The sequence below is a fragment of the Escherichia sp. MOD1-EC4550 genome (assembly GCF_963876935.1).
Classification (GTDB): domain Bacteria; phylum Pseudomonadota; class Gammaproteobacteria; order Enterobacterales; family Enterobacteriaceae; genus Escherichia; species Escherichia coli_F.
Window position 1 is genome coordinate 14,790 of sequence record NZ_CAWNSE010000022.1, and the last position, 15,790, is coordinate 30,579.

Consider the following 15,790-nt stretch of genomic DNA (forward strand, 5'->3'; position numbering starts at 1 on the left):
TTCTCCAGAAATCAGTAAAATTTTCGGGCTTTTAATATGACACCGGACTCCGTTCCTCGATGGGGTCCGGTTGTTTTATTCACACAAGAGGATGTTATGGTAACTATTCGTTTAGCACGTCACGGCGCTAAAAAGCGTCCGTTCTACCAGGTTGTTGTCGCTGACAGCCGTAATGCACGCAACGGTCGCTTCATTGAGCGCGTTGGTTTCTTCAACCCAATCGCCAGCGAAAAAGAAGAAGGCACTCGCCTGGATCTGGATCGCATCGCTCACTGGGTTGGCCAGGGCGCAACTATTTCTGATCGCGTTGCTGCGCTGATCAAAGAAGTAAACAAAGCAGCTTAATCTGTCACGGTGGTCATGATGAGCAAACAACTCACCGCGCAAGCACCTGTTGATCCCATCGTTTTGGGAAAAATGGGTTCGTCTTACGGTATTCGTGGGTGGCTCAGAGTGTTTTCTTCCACCGAAGACGCCGAAAGCATTTTTGACTATCAGCCCTGGTTTATCCAGAAGGCGGGTCAGTGGCAGCAAGTCCAGCTGGAAAGCTGGAAGCACCACAATCAGGACATGATCATCAAGCTGAAAGGCGTTGACGATCGTGATGCGGCGAACCTGCTGACGAATTGTGAAATTGTCGTGGATTCATCGCAGCTGCCTCAGCTTGAAGAGGGTGACTACTACTGGAAAGACCTGATGGGCTGCCAGGTAGTAACCACTGAAGGCTACGATCTCGGTAAAGTCGTCGATATGATGGAAACCGGATCTAATGACGTTCTCGTCATTAAGGCAAACCTGAAAGATGCGTTTGGTATCAAGGAACGTCTCGTACCGTTCCTCGATGGGCAGGTTATCAAGAAAGTCGATCTCACTACTCGTTCAATCGAAGTAGATTGGGATCCTGGTTTTTAAACCACCGGATAAACGGTAAAAGACGGCGCTATGTGGATTGGCATAATTAGCCTGTTTCCTGAAATGTTCCGCGCAATTACCGATTACGGGGTAACTGGCCGGGCAGTTAAAAGTGGCCTGCTGAGCATCCAGAGCTGGAGTCCTCGTGACTTCACGCATGACCGGCACCGTACCGTGGACGATCGTCCTTACGGCGGCGGACCGGGGATGTTAATGATGGTGCAACCTTTACGGGACGCCATTCATGCAGCAAAAGCCGCGGCGGGTGAAGGCGCAAAGGTGATTTATCTGTCACCGCAGGGGCGCAAGCTTGATCAAGCGGGCGTCAGCGAACTGGCAACGAATCAAAAATTGATTCTGGTGTGCGGTCGCTACGAAGGTATAGATGAGCGCGTGATCCAAACCGAAATTGACGAAGAATGGTCAATCGGCGATTACGTTCTCAGTGGTGGTGAGTTACCAGCAATGACGCTGATTGACTCTGTTTCCCGGTTTATTCCGGGAGTACTGGGACATGAAGCTTCGGCAACGGAAGACTCCTTTGCTGAAGGATTGCTGGATTGCCCGCACTATACGCGGCCTGAGGTGTTAGAAGGGATGGAGGTTCCGTCAGTGTTACTGTCGGGCAACCATGCTGAGATACGTCGCTGGCGTTTGAAACAGTCGCTGGGCCGTACCTGGCTTAGAAGACCTGAACTTCTGGAAAACCTGGCTCTGACTGAAGAGCAAGCAAGGTTGCTGGCGGAGTTCAAAACGGAACACGCACAACAGCAACATAAACATGATGGGATGGCGTAAGCCCCCGAGATATCAGTTTACCCAGGATAAGAGATTAAATTATGAGCAACATTATTAAGCAACTTGAACAAGAGCAGATGAAGCAGGACGTACCTTCCTTCCGTCCGGGTGATACCGTGGAAGTGAAAGTATGGGTTGTTGAAGGTTCCAAAAAACGTCTGCAGGCATTCGAGGGCGTGGTTATCGCTATTCGTAACCGCGGTCTGCACTCTGCATTCACTGTTCGTAAAATTTCCAACGGCGAAGGCGTTGAGCGTGTCTTCCAGACTCACTCTCCGGTAGTTGACAGCATTTCTGTCAAACGTCGTGGTGCTGTTCGTAAAGCTAAACTGTACTACCTGCGTGAGCGTACTGGTAAGGCTGCTCGTATCAAAGAGCGTCTTAACTAAGATTTCGCTTAAGCGACATCCTGTTAAGAAGGGCTGGCCAATTGGCTGGCCCTTTTTTTATCTGTTTGATCGTGTTTTAAGGTGTAGTAATCACCACTGCGACGCGGCGGTTCTCGGCTCTGCCCTGAGCGGTCTTGTTACTGGCGATGGGATATTTTTTTCCTAAACCCTGTGTGGTGAGGTTGCTGCGCGGAATTTGTCCACCTATAGCCCATGCATCGGCCACAACATTCGCCCGTTTCAATGATAAGGCTTCGTTGTAACTGTCTTCACCATAGTTGTCGGTGTGTCCATCCATACGGGCATGCGTTAGCCCTGTCGAGGCCAATTTGGCTGCCATGGTTTGGATCTGTTGCTGGCTTTCCGGGAGCAATTTGTAGTCATTTTTTGCGAACAGAATGGCATCTGATAATCCCAGCGACCAGTCGCCGGCGGATTCAGTAAATCCATAAGATTGCATAGCGGCAACTTGCTCAGGAGTAAACTTTCCCTGAGGGGACTGGCAGCCAGTCAGTACTAGCGAGGTGAAAATCAGGGGTGCTACCAGGTGCTTTATCATATCGATATATCCTTGTTATCTCACCAGCTTTTCGGCACGTTGGTGTTTGGCCTGATACATATTGTGATCGGCCAGCTCTTGTAATTTTTCCGCAGAGGCATGCTCAATGGTCATCGCGTAACCAATGCTTAATGTCATGGTGGTCTGATGACCATTATGAAGATCAAACGGGCGATTAAAGATTTGTGTCAGTGCTGAGCAAATCCGCTGTACTTCGGATTCCGACTGTACACCAAAGAGGACCATCGCAAATTCATCGCCGCCTATGCGGTATGCTTTATGTTGCAGCCCGCCAAATTCAGCTAACCGTTTTGCTACCTCAATCAAGACACGATCGCCCGTCGCATGACCCCAGGTATCATTGATATATTTGAAATTATCGCCATCAAGAAATAGTAACGCCGACGTTTTTCGGGCGTCGGAACTGCTCATCAACGTGTTGATGCCGCTACGAAACGCAGCCCGGTTCGCCAGCCCGGTTAATGGGTCATGTAGCGCGGTACGTAGCAGCTGCGCATTTTTAGCCTGTAAGCGAAGCTGCCACTCTTCCATTTCATCCAGCAGACTGTTGAAGTCGAGAGCGAAGCGGTGAAACTCAGCGATACGTTCTTCCGAAACTCGTCGGGAAAAATTGCGGTTGGAACGCACATCATGTACGACATCGGTGATATTTTTCAGCGCTTCCACCAGGCCATTGTGCAAATGGCGGGTGAGGGTAATTGCGATGCCTGATGCCAGCAGAATACAACCGGTCAGGACAGCGAGCGAAAACCAGATAAAATGGCTGATTGAACTGTCGCGAGCGGTTAAGCGTACTTCGCCAATGGTTTCACCATTGTGACGAATCGGCTGAGTGATGGGGGCAGGGAAGAGCCAGTGGCTTATGAAATTGCTGAAAGTATCGCCTGGATCCTTACGGGTGTAATGCCAGGATGCCAGAATATTTTGCTGCTTATCACGCACTTCTGCAGTTGAAAATTGCCCTTGCTTCCCCAGCGCTGCCAATGTTTGAGTTGCTGCAGGGCCATCGGCAAAAACGACCGCTGCTTCCAGACTGTAAGTCATTGTTGCTGCTGTCAGTGCCAGGTTTTTTTGCGCGTACTGTTTCAGGGTCAGCACCGAGGTCACGGAAAGCAGCAACCAGATCAGCATCATAGTGATAAATATGCTGGTCATACTGATGTTGCGTAATGCTCTTTTAAACGTGGGGCGCTTATTAAGAGAATTATCGTTATCCATCATTTTTCTTCCGTGCGAGCATTAAGACATCTGGGTTCACCTTTACACCGCTACGCGATAAGGCATCCAGGTTTACGGCAAATCTGACGTCATTATTGTGGATGATCAGACAAAAGGCGCTGCCAATAATGCACTCGGCATTTTGTTCGGCAATTAATAATAACGCCTTTGACGGATATTGTTCGGTTAATTCCATCTGGAATGTTGGTGACTCGTTGCCAAAATAAAAACCATTGCAGCCTGATATCATCGCCTCTTGTTGAGAGTGAATGATGACAGGCAGATAAGGCAAAGATGTCGCGCCATTCTCTTGTAGGGCGGTACTAAAACGTGAAGATGAAAAGATACATAACTTTGGTAGGCCTGATAGCGCAGGCCAGCGAGTGTAACTGACAATACCGGAAACCATCGTACGCACGTTTTTCGCAACGTCTGAAGGTTCCTGAGCGAGTATTGGTGCTCCCGTCAGGAGGAGAATCAGCAGTAAGAACAGACGATGAGAAAAACGCATTCAGGGATCCTCACCATCTTCGCTCGAAATGCATCGATATTTTTTCAGAATGCTCATTAAAATATCATTCTTTCATGCGGTCGTCATCAATGTGAGAAATAAAACACAATGAGTAGAATCTCATGTTTAATTTATTTGTGGGGGTTTAATTAATTTAATCGTATTGTGCTGGCATTTTCATCAGCCCCTTTTTGCCATACTTCATGCAGTTGGCTGGCATTTTCAACATTGTTGCAGCTGGCAGGAAAGCTTTTACCGGAAAGTCCTCGGGCATAAGTAAAATCGGTCTGGCAAGTTTTCTTTTGTCCTTCGGCATATCCTTTAAGGTATAGACCGCGATCCGCCTGTGAATCGCTAAATGCATCGTCATCTTTTATGGCGTTGCCCGATATCGCATCTTCCATACCAACATCATACCAGTCGGTGCTGGTCAAGGTTGGCGCGTGAGTATAAGGATCAATCTGACATCCGCTAACCAGTAAAGCCAACAAGGGGACGATAAACTTTTTCATCATTTCTTTCTCCTTTTTCAAAGCATAGCGGATTGTTTTTAAAGGAGGTGTAAATTTATTTATACAGAAACAAGGGTTAAAAGCGCGAATAAATTGCTTATGTAAAGAAATATGTACGAAATATGGATTGAAAACTTTACTTTATGTGTTATCGTTACGTCATCCTCGCTGAGGATCAACTATCGCAAACGAGCATAAACAGGATCGCCATCATGCAAAAAGACGCGCTTAATAACGTACATATTACCGACGAACAAGTTTTAATGACTCCGGAACAACTGAAGGCCGCTTTTCCATTAAGCCTGCAACAAGAAGCCCAGATTGCTGACTCGCGTAAAACCATTTCAGATATTATCGCCGGGCGCGATCCTCGTCTGTTGGTAGTATGTGGTCCTTGTTCCATTCATGATCCGGAAACTGCTCTGGAATATGCTCGTCGATTTAAAGCCCTTGCCGCAGAGGTCAGCGATAGCCTCTATCTGGTAATGCGCGTCTATTTTGAAAAACCCCGTACCACTGTCGGCTGGAAAGGGTTAATTAACGATCCCCATATGGATGGCTCTTTTGATGTAGAAGCCGGGCTGCAGATCGCGCGTAAATTGCTGCTTGAGCTGGTGAATATGGGACTGCCACTGGCGACGGAAGCGTTAGATCCAAATAGCCCGCAATACCTGGGCGATCTGTTTAGCTGGTCAGCAATTGGTGCTCGTACAACGGAATCGCAAACTCACCGTGAAATGGCCTCCGGGCTTTCCATGCCGGTTGGTTTTAAAAACGGCACCGATGGCAGTCTGGCAACGGCAATTAACGCTATGCGCGCCGCCGCTCAGCCGCACCGTTTTGTTGGTATTAACCAGGCAGGGCAGGTTGCGTTGCTACAAACTCAGGGAAATCCGGACGGGCATGTGATCCTGCGCGGTGGTAAAGCGCCGAACTATAGCCCTGCGGATGTTGCGCAATGTGAAAAAGAGATGGAACAGGCGGGACTGCGCCCGTCTCTGATGGTAGATTGCAGCCACGGTAATTCCAATAAAGATTATCGCCGTCAGCCTGCGGTGGCAGAATCCGTGGTTGCTCAAATTAAAGATGGCAATCGCTCGATTATTGGCCTGATGATCGAAAGTAATATCCACGAAGGCAATCAGTCTTCCGAGCAACCGCGCAGTGAAATGAAATACGGTGTATCCGTAACCGATGCCTGCATTAGCTGGGAAATGACCGATGCCTTGCTGCGTGAAATTCATCAGGATCTGAACGGGCAGCTGACGGCTCGCGTGGCTTAAGAGGTTTATTATGGTTGCTGAATTGACCGCATTACGCGATCAAATTGATGAAGTCGATAAAGCGCTGCTGAATTTATTAGCGAAGCGTCTGGAACTGGTTGCTGAAGTTGGCGAGGTGAAAAGCCGCTTTGGACTGCCTATTTATGTTCCGGAGCGCGAGGCATCTATGCTGGCCTCGCGGCGTGCAGAGGCGGAAGCTCTGGGTGTACCGCCAGATCTGATTGAGGATGTTTTGCGTCGGGTGATGCGTGAATCTTACTCCAGTGAAAACGACAAAGGATTTAAAACGCTTTGTCCGTCTCTGCGTCCGGTGGTTATCGTCGGTGGTGGCGGTCAGATGGGACGCTTGTTCGAAAAGATGCTAACACTCTCAGGTTATCAGGTGCGGATTCTGGAGCAACATGACTGGGATCGAGCGACAGAGATTGTTGCCGATGCCGGTATGGTGATTGTCAGTGTACCGATTCATGTTACAGAACAAGTTATCGGTAAATTACCGCCTTTACCGAAAGATTGTATTCTGGTTGATCTGGCATCAGTGAAAAATGGACCATTACAGGCCATGCTGGCTGCGCACGATGGCCCGGTGCTGGGGTTACACCCGATGTTCGGCCCGGACAGCGGTAGCCTGGCAAAGCAAGTTGTGGTCTGGTGTGATGGACGTAAGCCGGAAGCATACCAATGGTTTCTGGAGCAAATTCAGGTCTGGGGCGCTCGGCTGCATCGTATTAGCGCTGTCGAGCACGATCAGAATATGGCGTTTATTCAGGCTCTGCGCCACTTTGCTACTTTTGCTTATGGGCTGCACCTGGCAGAAGAAAATGTTCAGCTTGAGCAACTTCTGGCGCTTTCTTCGCCGATTTACCGCCTTGAGCTGGCGATGGTTGGGCGACTATTTGCCCAGGATCCGCAACTGTATGCCGACATTATTATGTCGTCAGAGCGTAATCTGGCGTTAATCAAACGTTACTATAAGCGTTTCGGCGAGGCGATTGAGTTGCTGGAGCAGGGCGATAAGCAGGCGTTTATTGACAGTTTCCGCAAGGTGGAGCACTGGTTCGGCGATTACGCACAGCGTTTTCAGAGTGAAAGCCGCGTGTTATTGCGTCAGGCGAATGACAGTCGCCAGTAATAATCCAGTGCCGGGTGGCGTGTTTCACCCGGCACGATTTCATTATGCCGGATCGACTGGTACCACATTCTCGCTTGGGTAACAGCCCAGGACTTTCATCGAGCGAGTGATTTCACCTAGCTCTTTCAACGCCTGTTGCATTTCCGCTGATTCCAGATTGGCCTGAATATCCAGATAAAACATCTCTTCCCACGGGTTTCCGTGAATCGGGCGTGATTCCAGACGGGTCATAATCAGATTGTGGTTGCGCAGTACCAGCAACGCTTCAACCAGCGCACCAGCTTGTTGTCCGGTCGCCATTAACAACGTCGTTTTCGCCGGAACCTGGTCAGAAACGTTAATGGCTTTACGTGCCAACACCACAAATCGGGTGAAGTTTTGTCGCTGATTCGCTTCAATACGCTCCAGTACCTGCAAACCGTACAAAGTGCCGCCAGCTTCGCTTCCCAACGCAGCAACATGCGGTGATTTTGCCTGTGCAACCTTTTCCATTGCCGCAGACGTACTTTCGGTATATTCAATCTTCCAGTGCGGATAACGATTAAGGAATTTGCTGCATTGCTGGAATGGCTGCGGATGGCTGTAGACCGTATTGATGGCGGATAAATCAGTAGTGCCGGAGACCAACAAACAATGATCGATAGTTAACGTCATCTCGCCAACAATCGACAAACTGGTATGTTGCAGCAGATCGTAAACGTCGTTTATGGCACCGGAGCTGGTATTTTCAATCGGTACGACGGCATAGTCGGCCTGGCCGGTTTCCACCTGATTAAAAATATCGGCAAATTTGGCGCAGCCACTTTCAATGAATTGCTCAAAGTGACGAGCAGCATACTGGCGCGCCGCAAGATGGGAATAAGAACCTTTGGGGCCGAGAAAAGCGATGCGTGCTGAGTGCGGATTAATTTTATTGAGATGTTGCTGGAGCAGTGCCTGCTGAGTTAATACGGAATCTTCAATGATGAGCTGGAACAGGCGAGTAATGTAATGGGCGTCCAGATGGTGCGCTTTACCGATCGTAATTAATCTTTCCAGCAAATCGCGTTCGCGATCAATATCACGTACCGGGCGATGAGAGAGCAGTTTGGCTTTTCCCACCTCGACGGCCAGTTCGCGCCGCTCTGCCAGTAATGCTAATAATTTTTCATCCAGCGCGCTGATTTTCTCTCGCAGCGCCAGTAACGGGTTTTCCGATGTCATAGTGTTGCCTTTTTGTTATCAATAAAAAAGGCCCCCCGGTTTGGGAGGCCTTATTGTTCGTCTTCGCATTCTGTTTCACACGACGAAACGCCTCCCATTCAGGGGAAGGTAAAAAAGAATGCGAAGAAAAACGGCGTGTGTTTCATGTTTGTTTCCTTAGGTGACTTCAGTACAGTACCCGTACTGTTTTCTCGCTGTCAACAAAAAACGCGCCCGAAGGCGCGTTGGCGATACACTCAATATAAAGGACTACTCTTCTTCAACTTCTTCGACGAAGTTGGCGTCTTTCACCGATGTTGCGGCACGACGTGCTTCGCCTTTGTGCTGCAGTTTATTGAGCTGCCGTTCCAGCTTGTTGATCAATTCGTTAATTGCGGTGTACATATCTTCATGTTTACCACTGGCAACCAGAACGCCGTTAGGAGTATTGATTGTGGCGTCAGCAACAAAACCTTGTGGCTCTTTGGACAGAATGATATGTGGATTAATCAGATGTGTTTGCCATTTTTCCAGTTTGGCGAGACGGTCTGCGACATGTTGGCGGATGGCCGGAGTAATTTCCATTTGTTTGCTGGTAATGTTCATTGTCATAAATTTTACCTCTTGTCTTCCCGTCTTGGTGAATTCAGCATACCGTTCCTGATGTCAAAATGTGTGATGGAAATCTCATAATTTTGTCACTTTTTGTCAACGAATCTTTTTTGTGAGAAATCGCAGGAAGAGGTGTTTTTTTACTTGAGGAATATCTCAAAGCGAGCCATATTTGATGAGATCGATAGTGACTAAATCGCTTCAGTTTCACAACTAACAGAATAAAAAAACGGCAGCTCAAGGCTGTAATGCCAGTCAGTTAAGCAACTGACTGGCTCTTTTCGGGGCTGTGGGGTATTTCCAGGGCCTCTCCTTTACCACTCTCGGGAAGGCCCTTTCCCTTCTTGTCGGTAATTTCACAAGTTGTCCCATACTTGCAAGATCGCGCATCAGCTCCGGTATACGTCCCGGTGAAGCGCATGGCGTCCGTCATCGACGTCAGCAGATGGCTGGTCAGTTCCATCTGGCAGACCATTTTGACCTGCGGGTAGAGCGCCGGGTTCCCGGCATGTGTCTGGCGGGGGAAGGCTGCATCGTTCTCTGGTGTATCCGGTGTGCGCCAGAACACACCATCGATGGCCAGCAGGGTCAGGCCGCACCAGTGCGGATGCAGCGTGGCGTTATGCCAGAGCTGCGCTGTTTTCGTGAACACGCGTCGGACAGCCTCACTTCCCAGGCGCTGGCGGGCCTGAATAACGGCACTGGGGGCAACGAAGGGGCGATTGCCCGGCAGCATGATGTCCAGGCGATTCACAATCTGGTGAAGAGGTTCTTTACGCTCAAGCGCCATGCCAACAATACACCAGACCATCATTTCGAGGGGAAGACGGCGCTTGCGTAGCGTTACAGTACCTGATTCGGCAAGGCAACGAGAGATGAGTTCGGGGTCGAGGTAATCCCCCAGAGAAGTCAGTGGGTTACGCAGAGAATCGTAACGGGATACCAAATCAAGGGCCTGTCCAATGAGCATAAAAAAAATCCGGAAACGAGTGAGCGTTTCCGGATTCTTACACAGGCACTGGATCGGTCAACTGATCCTTAACTGATCGGCATTACAGCTCAAGGCTGCCGTTTTGTGTTTCAGGTTTCTGTTATGTATTGCTGCTGTTTGCGGCGATGATTTTCGCTACTTTTTCAGCTTGCGCATTCATCTGCATCTGACGGTATGCATTTTCCATCAGCGGCAGCGCATCACGCGTAGCCTGGGTATCCGGATAGTCCCGCAACATGCCTTCTACACGGTTAACGACAGCAACCCATGCACCACGTTCTGTATAATACTCGGCAACGGAGTATTCATATTTCGCCAGACGATCTTTCAGGAATACCAGACGTTTGGTGGCATCGGTGGTGTACTGACTGTTCGGATAGCCGCGCACCAGTTTGGAAAAGTCACTAAACGCAGCTCGTGCATGTTGAGGATCGCGATCGCTACGATCGACGCCAAAGAACCCTTGCAGTGCACTGTCATCCAGCGCCATATTGGTCAGGCCACGCATGTACATGACATAATCGATATTCGGATGGGTCGGGTTAAGGCGAATAAAACGATCGATGGCAGCCTGTGCTAACGGCAAATCGGCGTTTTTATAGTAGGCGTAGATGAGATCCAGCTGCACCTGCTGCGAATACGGACCAAACGGATAGCGATTATCTAACGCTTCCAGTTGCGTTATTGCCTGTCTCCAGTTACCGTCCTGCAGCTTTTGTTGTGCAGTCGCGTAAATTTCATTTGGCGGATTATCAGGTACTTCTTCCTTTGACCCCGAGCAACCCGCCAAAAACAGGCTTAGTGTGGCGGCTGCCACCAGATATTTCATGCGCGTCATGACGTTTTGACTTTCCTCAAAATGTAATACGGGAGATTCTCTGTTCCTGCTCCCGGTTAAGACCAGCTACAATAGCACACTATATTAAACGGCAAAGCCGTAAAACCCCAACGATAAACGAAGAAGCAGTATATATGGCACAACGAGTACAGCTCACTGCAACGGTGTCCGAAAACCAACTCGGTCAACGCTTAGATCAGGCTTTGGCCGAAATGTTCCCGGATTATTCACGTTCGCGAATAAAAGAATGGATCCTCGACCAGCGCGTGCTGGTTAACGGCAAAGTTTGCGATAAGCCGAAAGAAAAAGTATTGGGTGGCGAGCAGGTGGCCATCAACGCTGAGATTGAAGAAGAAGCGCGTTTTGAACCGCAGGATATCCCGCTGGATATCGTCTATGAAGATGAAGATATCATCGTCATTAATAAACCACGCGACCTGGTGGTACATCCTGGCGCGGGTAACCCGGATGGCACGGTACTGAATGCGTTGCTTCATTATTATCCGCCCATTGCCGATGTACCGCGTGCGGGCATCGTCCATCGTCTGGATAAAGACACCACCGGCCTGATGGTTGTGGCAAAAACCGTTCCGGCTCAGACGCGTTTAGTCGAATCTTTGCAACGGCGTGAAATTACTCGTGAGTATGAAGCGGTGGCAATTGGTCATATGACCGCTGGCGGTACAGTAGATGAACCAATCAGCCGTCACCCGACCAAACGTACTCACATGGCGGTGCATCCGATGGGTAAACCGGCGGTCACTCACTATCGCATCATGGAACACTTCCGTGTGCACACGCGTCTGCGGTTGCGTCTGGAAACCGGACGTACGCACCAGATCCGCGTGCATATGGCCCATATCACTCATCCGCTGGTGGGCGATCCGGTTTATGGCGGCCGTCCGCGTCCGCCAAAAGGTGCTTCGGAAGCGTTTATCTCCACGCTGCGTAAGTTTGACCGCCAGGCGCTTCATGCAACCATGCTGCGTCTTTATCACCCGATCTCCGGCATCGAAATGGAATGGCATGCGCCTATTCCACAAGATATGGTGGAGCTGATTGAGGTGATGCGCGCCGATTTCGAAGAGCATAAGGATGAAGTGGACTGGTTATGAGTAAGCTGATTGTCCCGCAGTGGCCGCTGCCAAAAGGTGTTGCGGCCTGTAGCTCTACCCGTATCGGCGGCGTGAGCTTGCCGCCGTATGACTCGCTCAACCTCGGTGCCCATTGTGGCGATAACCCGGATCACGTCGAGGAAAATCGTAAGCGACTTTTTGCTGCGGGCAATTTGCCTTCAAAACCGGTCTGGCTTGAGCAGGTACACGGCAAAGATGTGCTTAAGCTTACTGGCGAACCTTATGCCTCAAAACGAGCGGATGCCTCTTATAGCAATACGCCCGGCACGGTTTGCGCCGTGATGACGGCTGACTGCCTCCCTGTGCTGTTTTGCAATCGAGCGGGAACGGAAGTCGCCGCCGCTCATGCTGGCTGGCGTGGACTGTGCGCAGGCGTGCTGGAAGAGACGGTTTCCTGTTTTGCTGATAATCCCGAAAACATTCTCGCCTGGTTAGGGCCGGCAATTGGTCCACGCGCGTTTGAAGTGGGAGCGGAGGTTCGCGAGGCGTTTATGGCAGTAGACGCCAAAGCGAGTGCAGCTTTCATTCAGCATGGAGATAAATATTTGGCGGATATTTATCAGCTTGCCCGGCAGCGTCTGGCGAACGTTGGTGTTGAGCAAATTTTCGGCGGCGACCGTTGTACATATACGGAAAATGAGACATTCTTCTCTTATCGTCGCGACAAGACCACTGGTCGTATGGCAAGTTTCATTTGGCTGATATAACCTAAAGAATCAAGACGATCCGGTACGCGTGATTTTCTTTTCACATTAATCTGGTCAATAACCTTGAATAATTGAGGGATGACCTCATTTAATCTCCAGTAGCAACTTTGATCCGTTATGGGAGGAGTTATGCGTCTGGATCGTCTTACTAATAAATTCCAGCTTGCTCTTGCCGATGCCCAATCACTTGCACTCGGGCACGACAACCAATTCATCGAACCACTTCATTTAATGAGCGCCCTGCTGAATCAGGAAGGGGGTTCGGTTAGTCCTTTATTAACATCCGCCGGCATCAATGCTGGTCAGTTGCGCACAGATATCAATCAGGCATTAAATCGTTTACCGCAGGTTGAAGGCACTGGTGGCGATGTCCAGCCCTCACAGGATCTGGTGCGCGTTCTTAATCTTTGCGACAAGCTGGCGCAAAAACGTGGTGATAACTTTATCTCGTCAGAACTGTTCGTTCTGGCGGCACTTGAGTCTCGCGGCACGCTGGCCGACATCCTGAAAGCAGCAGGGGCGACCACCGCCAACATTACTCAAGCGATTGAACAAATGCGTGGAGGTGAAAGCGTGAACGATCAAGGAGCTGAAGACCAACGTCAGGCTTTGAAAAAATACACTATCGACCTCACCGAACGAGCCGAACAAGGCAAACTCGATCCGGTGATTGGCCGTGATGAAGAAATTCGCCGTACCATTCAGGTACTGCAACGTCGTACTAAAAATAACCCGGTGCTGATTGGTGAACCAGGCGTTGGTAAAACAGCCATCGTTGAAGGTCTGGCTCAGCGTATTATCAATGGCGAAGTGCCGGAAGGGTTGAAAGGCCGCCGCGTACTGGCGCTGGATATGGGCGCGCTGGTGGCTGGGGCGAAATATCGCGGTGAGTTTGAAGAACGTTTAAAAGGCGTGCTTAACGATCTCGCCAAACAGGAAGGCAACGTCATCCTGTTTATCGACGAATTACATACCATGGTCGGTGCGGGTAAAGCCGATGGCGCAATGGACGCCGGCAACATGCTGAAACCGGCGCTGGCGCGTGGTGAATTGCACTGCGTAGGTGCCACGACACTGGACGAATATCGCCAGTACATCGAAAAAGATGCTGCGCTGGAACGTCGTTTCCAGAAAGTGTTTGTTGCCGAGCCAACCGTGGAAGACACCATTGCTATTCTGCGTGGCCTGAAAGAACGTTACGAGCTGCACCACCATGTGCAAATTACTGACCCGGCAATTGTTGCAGCGGCGACGTTGTCTCATCGCTACATTGCGGACCGTCAGCTGCCGGATAAAGCCATCGACCTGATCGATGAAGCAGCATCCAGCATTCGTATGCAGATTGACTCAAAACCAGAGGAACTCGACCGACTCGATCGTCGTATCATCCAGCTCAAACTGGAACAACAGGCGTTAATGAAAGAGTCTGATGAAGCCAGTAAAAAACGCCTGGATATGCTCAACGAAGAACTGAGTGACAAAGAACGTCAGTATTCCGAGTTAGAAGAAGAGTGGAAAGCTGAGAAAGCGTCGCTTTCTGGTACGCAGACCATTAAAGCGGAACTGGAACAGGCGAAAATCGCCATTGAACAGGCTCGCCGTGTGGGTGATCTGGCGCGGATGTCTGAACTGCAATATGGCAAAATTCCAGAACTGGAAAAGCAACTGGAAGCCGCAACGCAGCTCGAAGGCAAAACTATGCGTCTCTTGCGTAATAAAGTGACCGACGCCGAAATTGCTGAAGTGCTGGCGCGTTGGACGGGGATTCCGGTTTCTCGCATGATGGAAAGCGAGCGCGAAAAACTGCTGCGTATGGAGCAAGAACTGCACCATCGCGTTATTGGTCAGAACGAAGCGGTTGATGCGGTATCTAACGCTATTCGTCGTAGCCGTGCGGGGCTTGCGGATCCAAATCGCCCGATTGGTTCATTCCTGTTCCTTGGCCCAACTGGTGTGGGTAAAACTGAGCTTTGTAAGGCGCTGGCGAACTTTATGTTTGATAGCGACGAGGCGATGGTCCGTATCGATATGTCCGAGTTTATGGAGAAACACTCGGTGTCTCGTCTGGTTGGTGCGCCTCCGGGATATGTCGGTTATGAAGAAGGTGGCTACCTGACCGAAGCGGTGCGTCGTCGTCCGTATTCCGTCATCCTGCTGGATGAAGTGGAAAAAGCGCATCCGGATGTCTTCAACATTCTGTTGCAGGTACTGGATGATGGACGTCTGACTGACGGGCAGGGGAGAACGGTCGACTTCCGTAATACGGTTGTCATTATGACCTCTAACCTCGGTTCCGATTTGATTCAGGAACGCTTCGGTGAACTGGATTATGCGCACATGAAAGAGCTGGTACTCGGTGTGGTAAGCCATAACTTCCGTCCGGAATTCATTAACCGTATCGATGAAGTGGTGGTCTTCCATCCGCTGGGTGAACAGCACATTGCGTCGATTGCGCAGATTCAGTTGAAACGTCTGTACAAACGTCTGGAAGAACGTGGTTATGAAATCCACATTTCTGACGAGGCGCTGAAACTGCTGAGCGAGAACGGTTACGATCCGGTCTATGGTGCACGTCCTCTGAAACGTGCTATCCAGCAGCAGATCGAAAACCCGCTGGCACAGCAAATACTGTCTGGTGAATTGGTTCCGGGTAAAGTTATTCGCCTGGAAGTTAATGAAGACAGGATTGTCGCCGTCCAGTAATGATAAAACGAGTCCTTCGGGGCTCGTTTTTGTCTATAAATTAGACGGAAAAGACTATATTCAAGATGTTTTGCCTGAAAAATGAGCGAACGATAAAGTTTTTATATTTTTCGCTTGTCAGGCCGGAATAACTCCCTATAATGCGCCACCACTGACACGGAACAACGGCAAACACGCCGCCGGGTCAGCGAGATTCTCCTGAGAGTCTCGACAGAGAAAAGCAAAAAAATGCTTGACTCTGAAGCGGGAAAGCGTATTATGCACACCCCGCGCCGCTGAGAAAAAG

General features: G+C 49.9%; 17 protein-coding genes, 1 pseudogene and 1 other annotated feature. Of the genes and pseudogenes, 9 read left to right on the top strand and 9 right to left on the bottom strand.

The genetic code is table 11. The features are described 5' to 3' along the window. The first annotated feature begins 96 nt into the window (after positions 1-96). Genes rpsP through rplS form a run of 4 tightly spaced genes read left to right on the top strand, consistent with a single transcriptional unit; the run spans position 97 to position 2,099 of the window. Entirely contained in the window at positions 97-345 is a 249-nt protein-coding gene (rpsP, locus tag AACU19_RS16030) for a 30S ribosomal protein S16 (RefSeq protein ID WP_000256450.1), read from the top strand. 18 nt (positions 346-363) lie between these two features. Continuing rightward, positions 364-912: a ribosome maturation factor RimM gene (gene rimM, locus AACU19_RS16035; protein ID WP_000043335.1), complete on the top strand. Its 549-nt coding sequence runs from the start codon at positions 364-366 to the stop codon at positions 910-912. A gap of 30 nt (positions 913-942) precedes the next feature. Further along, positions 943-1,710, top strand: coding sequence for a tRNA (guanosine(37)-N1)-methyltransferase TrmD (gene trmD, locus AACU19_RS16040; RefSeq protein WP_105279186.1), 768 nt, complete (start codon positions 943-945; stop codon positions 1,708-1,710). Between the two features lie 41 nt (positions 1,711-1,751). Beyond that, on the top strand, positions 1,752-2,099 hold the full coding sequence (gene rplS / locus AACU19_RS16045) for a 50S ribosomal protein L19 (protein WP_000065253.1): 348 nt from the start codon (positions 1,752-1,754) through the stop codon (positions 2,097-2,099). Between the two features lie 76 nt (positions 2,100-2,175). On the opposite strand, the gene AACU19_RS16050 is transcribed toward rplS, so the two are convergent. From AACU19_RS16050 to AACU19_RS16065, 4 genes are all read right to left on the bottom strand, one after another. Next, positions 2,176-2,658: an OmpA family protein gene (locus AACU19_RS16050; protein WP_039021299.1), complete on the bottom strand. Its 483-nt coding sequence runs from the start codon at positions 2,656-2,658 to the stop codon at positions 2,176-2,178. Between the two features lie 15 nt (positions 2,659-2,673). Continuing rightward, entirely contained in the window at positions 2,674-3,900 is a 1,227-nt protein-coding gene (dgcN, locus tag AACU19_RS16055) for a diguanylate cyclase DgcN (RefSeq protein ID WP_000969055.1), read from the bottom strand. After that, complete coding sequence (locus AACU19_RS16060) at positions 3,890-4,408, bottom strand: YfiR family protein (RefSeq protein WP_001212405.1); 519 nt, start codon at positions 4,406-4,408, stop codon at positions 3,890-3,892. Before AACU19_RS16060 ends, dgcN begins: the two co-directional genes overlap by 11 nt. 149 nt (positions 4,409-4,557) lie before the next feature. After that, positions 4,558-4,923, bottom strand: a complete 366-nt coding sequence (locus AACU19_RS16065) for a DUF2799 domain-containing protein (protein ID WP_105279187.1) — start codon at positions 4,921-4,923, stop codon at positions 4,558-4,560. 209 nt (positions 4,924-5,132) lie between these two features. On the opposite strand from AACU19_RS16065, the gene aroF reads away from it, so the two are divergent. Beyond that, entirely contained in the window at positions 5,133-6,203 is a 1,071-nt protein-coding gene (aroF, locus tag AACU19_RS16070; RefSeq protein WP_001168045.1) for a 3-deoxy-7-phosphoheptulonate synthase AroF, read from the top strand. A 10-nt stretch (positions 6,204-6,213) separates the two neighbouring features. Next, positions 6,214-7,335 (top strand): bifunctional chorismate mutase/prephenate dehydrogenase, encoded by a 1,122-nt coding sequence (tyrA, locus tag AACU19_RS16075; protein WP_105279188.1) that lies wholly within the window; start codon positions 6,214-6,216, stop codon positions 7,333-7,335. Between the two features lie 42 nt (positions 7,336-7,377). On the opposite strand, the gene pheA is transcribed toward tyrA, so the two are convergent. The 5 genes and pseudogenes from pheA to bamD form a co-directional block, all read right to left on the bottom strand. Further along, positions 7,378-8,538, bottom strand: a complete 1,161-nt coding sequence (pheA, locus tag AACU19_RS16080; protein ID WP_105279189.1) for a bifunctional chorismate mutase/prephenate dehydratase — start codon at positions 8,536-8,538, stop codon at positions 7,378-7,380. A 21-nt stretch (positions 8,539-8,559) separates the two neighbouring features. Continuing rightward, positions 8,560-8,685: a sequence feature (Phe leader region), on the bottom strand. Next, the gene (gene pheL, locus AACU19_RS16085; protein ID WP_001386991.1) at positions 8,637-8,684 is read right to left on the bottom strand and encodes a pheA operon leader peptide PheL; all 48 of its coding nucleotides are present in this window, start codon (positions 8,682-8,684) and stop codon (positions 8,637-8,639) included. It overlaps the preceding feature by 48 nt. 102 nt (positions 8,686-8,787) lie before the next feature. Further along, complete coding sequence (gene raiA, locus AACU19_RS16090) at positions 8,788-9,129, bottom strand: ribosome-associated translation inhibitor RaiA (protein WP_000178456.1); 342 nt, start codon at positions 9,127-9,129, stop codon at positions 8,788-8,790. A 255-nt stretch (positions 9,130-9,384) separates the two neighbouring features. Beyond that, a pseudogene (locus AACU19_RS16095) lies at positions 9,385-10,099 on the bottom strand (IS4 family transposase). A gap of 121 nt (positions 10,100-10,220) precedes the next feature. Then, on the bottom strand, positions 10,221-10,958 hold the full coding sequence (gene bamD, locus AACU19_RS16100) for an outer membrane protein assembly factor BamD (RefSeq protein ID WP_000197686.1): 738 nt from the start codon (positions 10,956-10,958) through the stop codon (positions 10,221-10,223). Between the two features lie 134 nt (positions 10,959-11,092). Between bamD and rluD the strand changes: the two genes are divergently transcribed. From rluD to clpB, 3 genes are all read left to right on the top strand, one after another. Next, positions 11,093-12,073, top strand: a complete 981-nt coding sequence (rluD, locus tag AACU19_RS16105) for a 23S rRNA pseudouridine(1911/1915/1917) synthase RluD (RefSeq protein ID WP_000079112.1) — start codon at positions 11,093-11,095, stop codon at positions 12,071-12,073. Further along, entirely contained in the window at positions 12,070-12,801 is a 732-nt protein-coding gene (gene yfiH / locus AACU19_RS16110) for a purine nucleoside phosphorylase YfiH (protein WP_000040132.1), read from the top strand. Before rluD ends, yfiH begins: the two co-directional genes overlap by 4 nt. A gap of 129 nt (positions 12,802-12,930) precedes the next feature. Beyond that, a complete protein-coding gene (clpB, locus tag AACU19_RS16115; RefSeq protein WP_002431841.1) occupies positions 12,931-15,504 on the top strand; it encodes an ATP-dependent chaperone ClpB in 2,574 nt (857 codons plus the stop codon). The last annotated feature ends 286 nt before the right edge of the window (positions 15,505-15,790 follow it).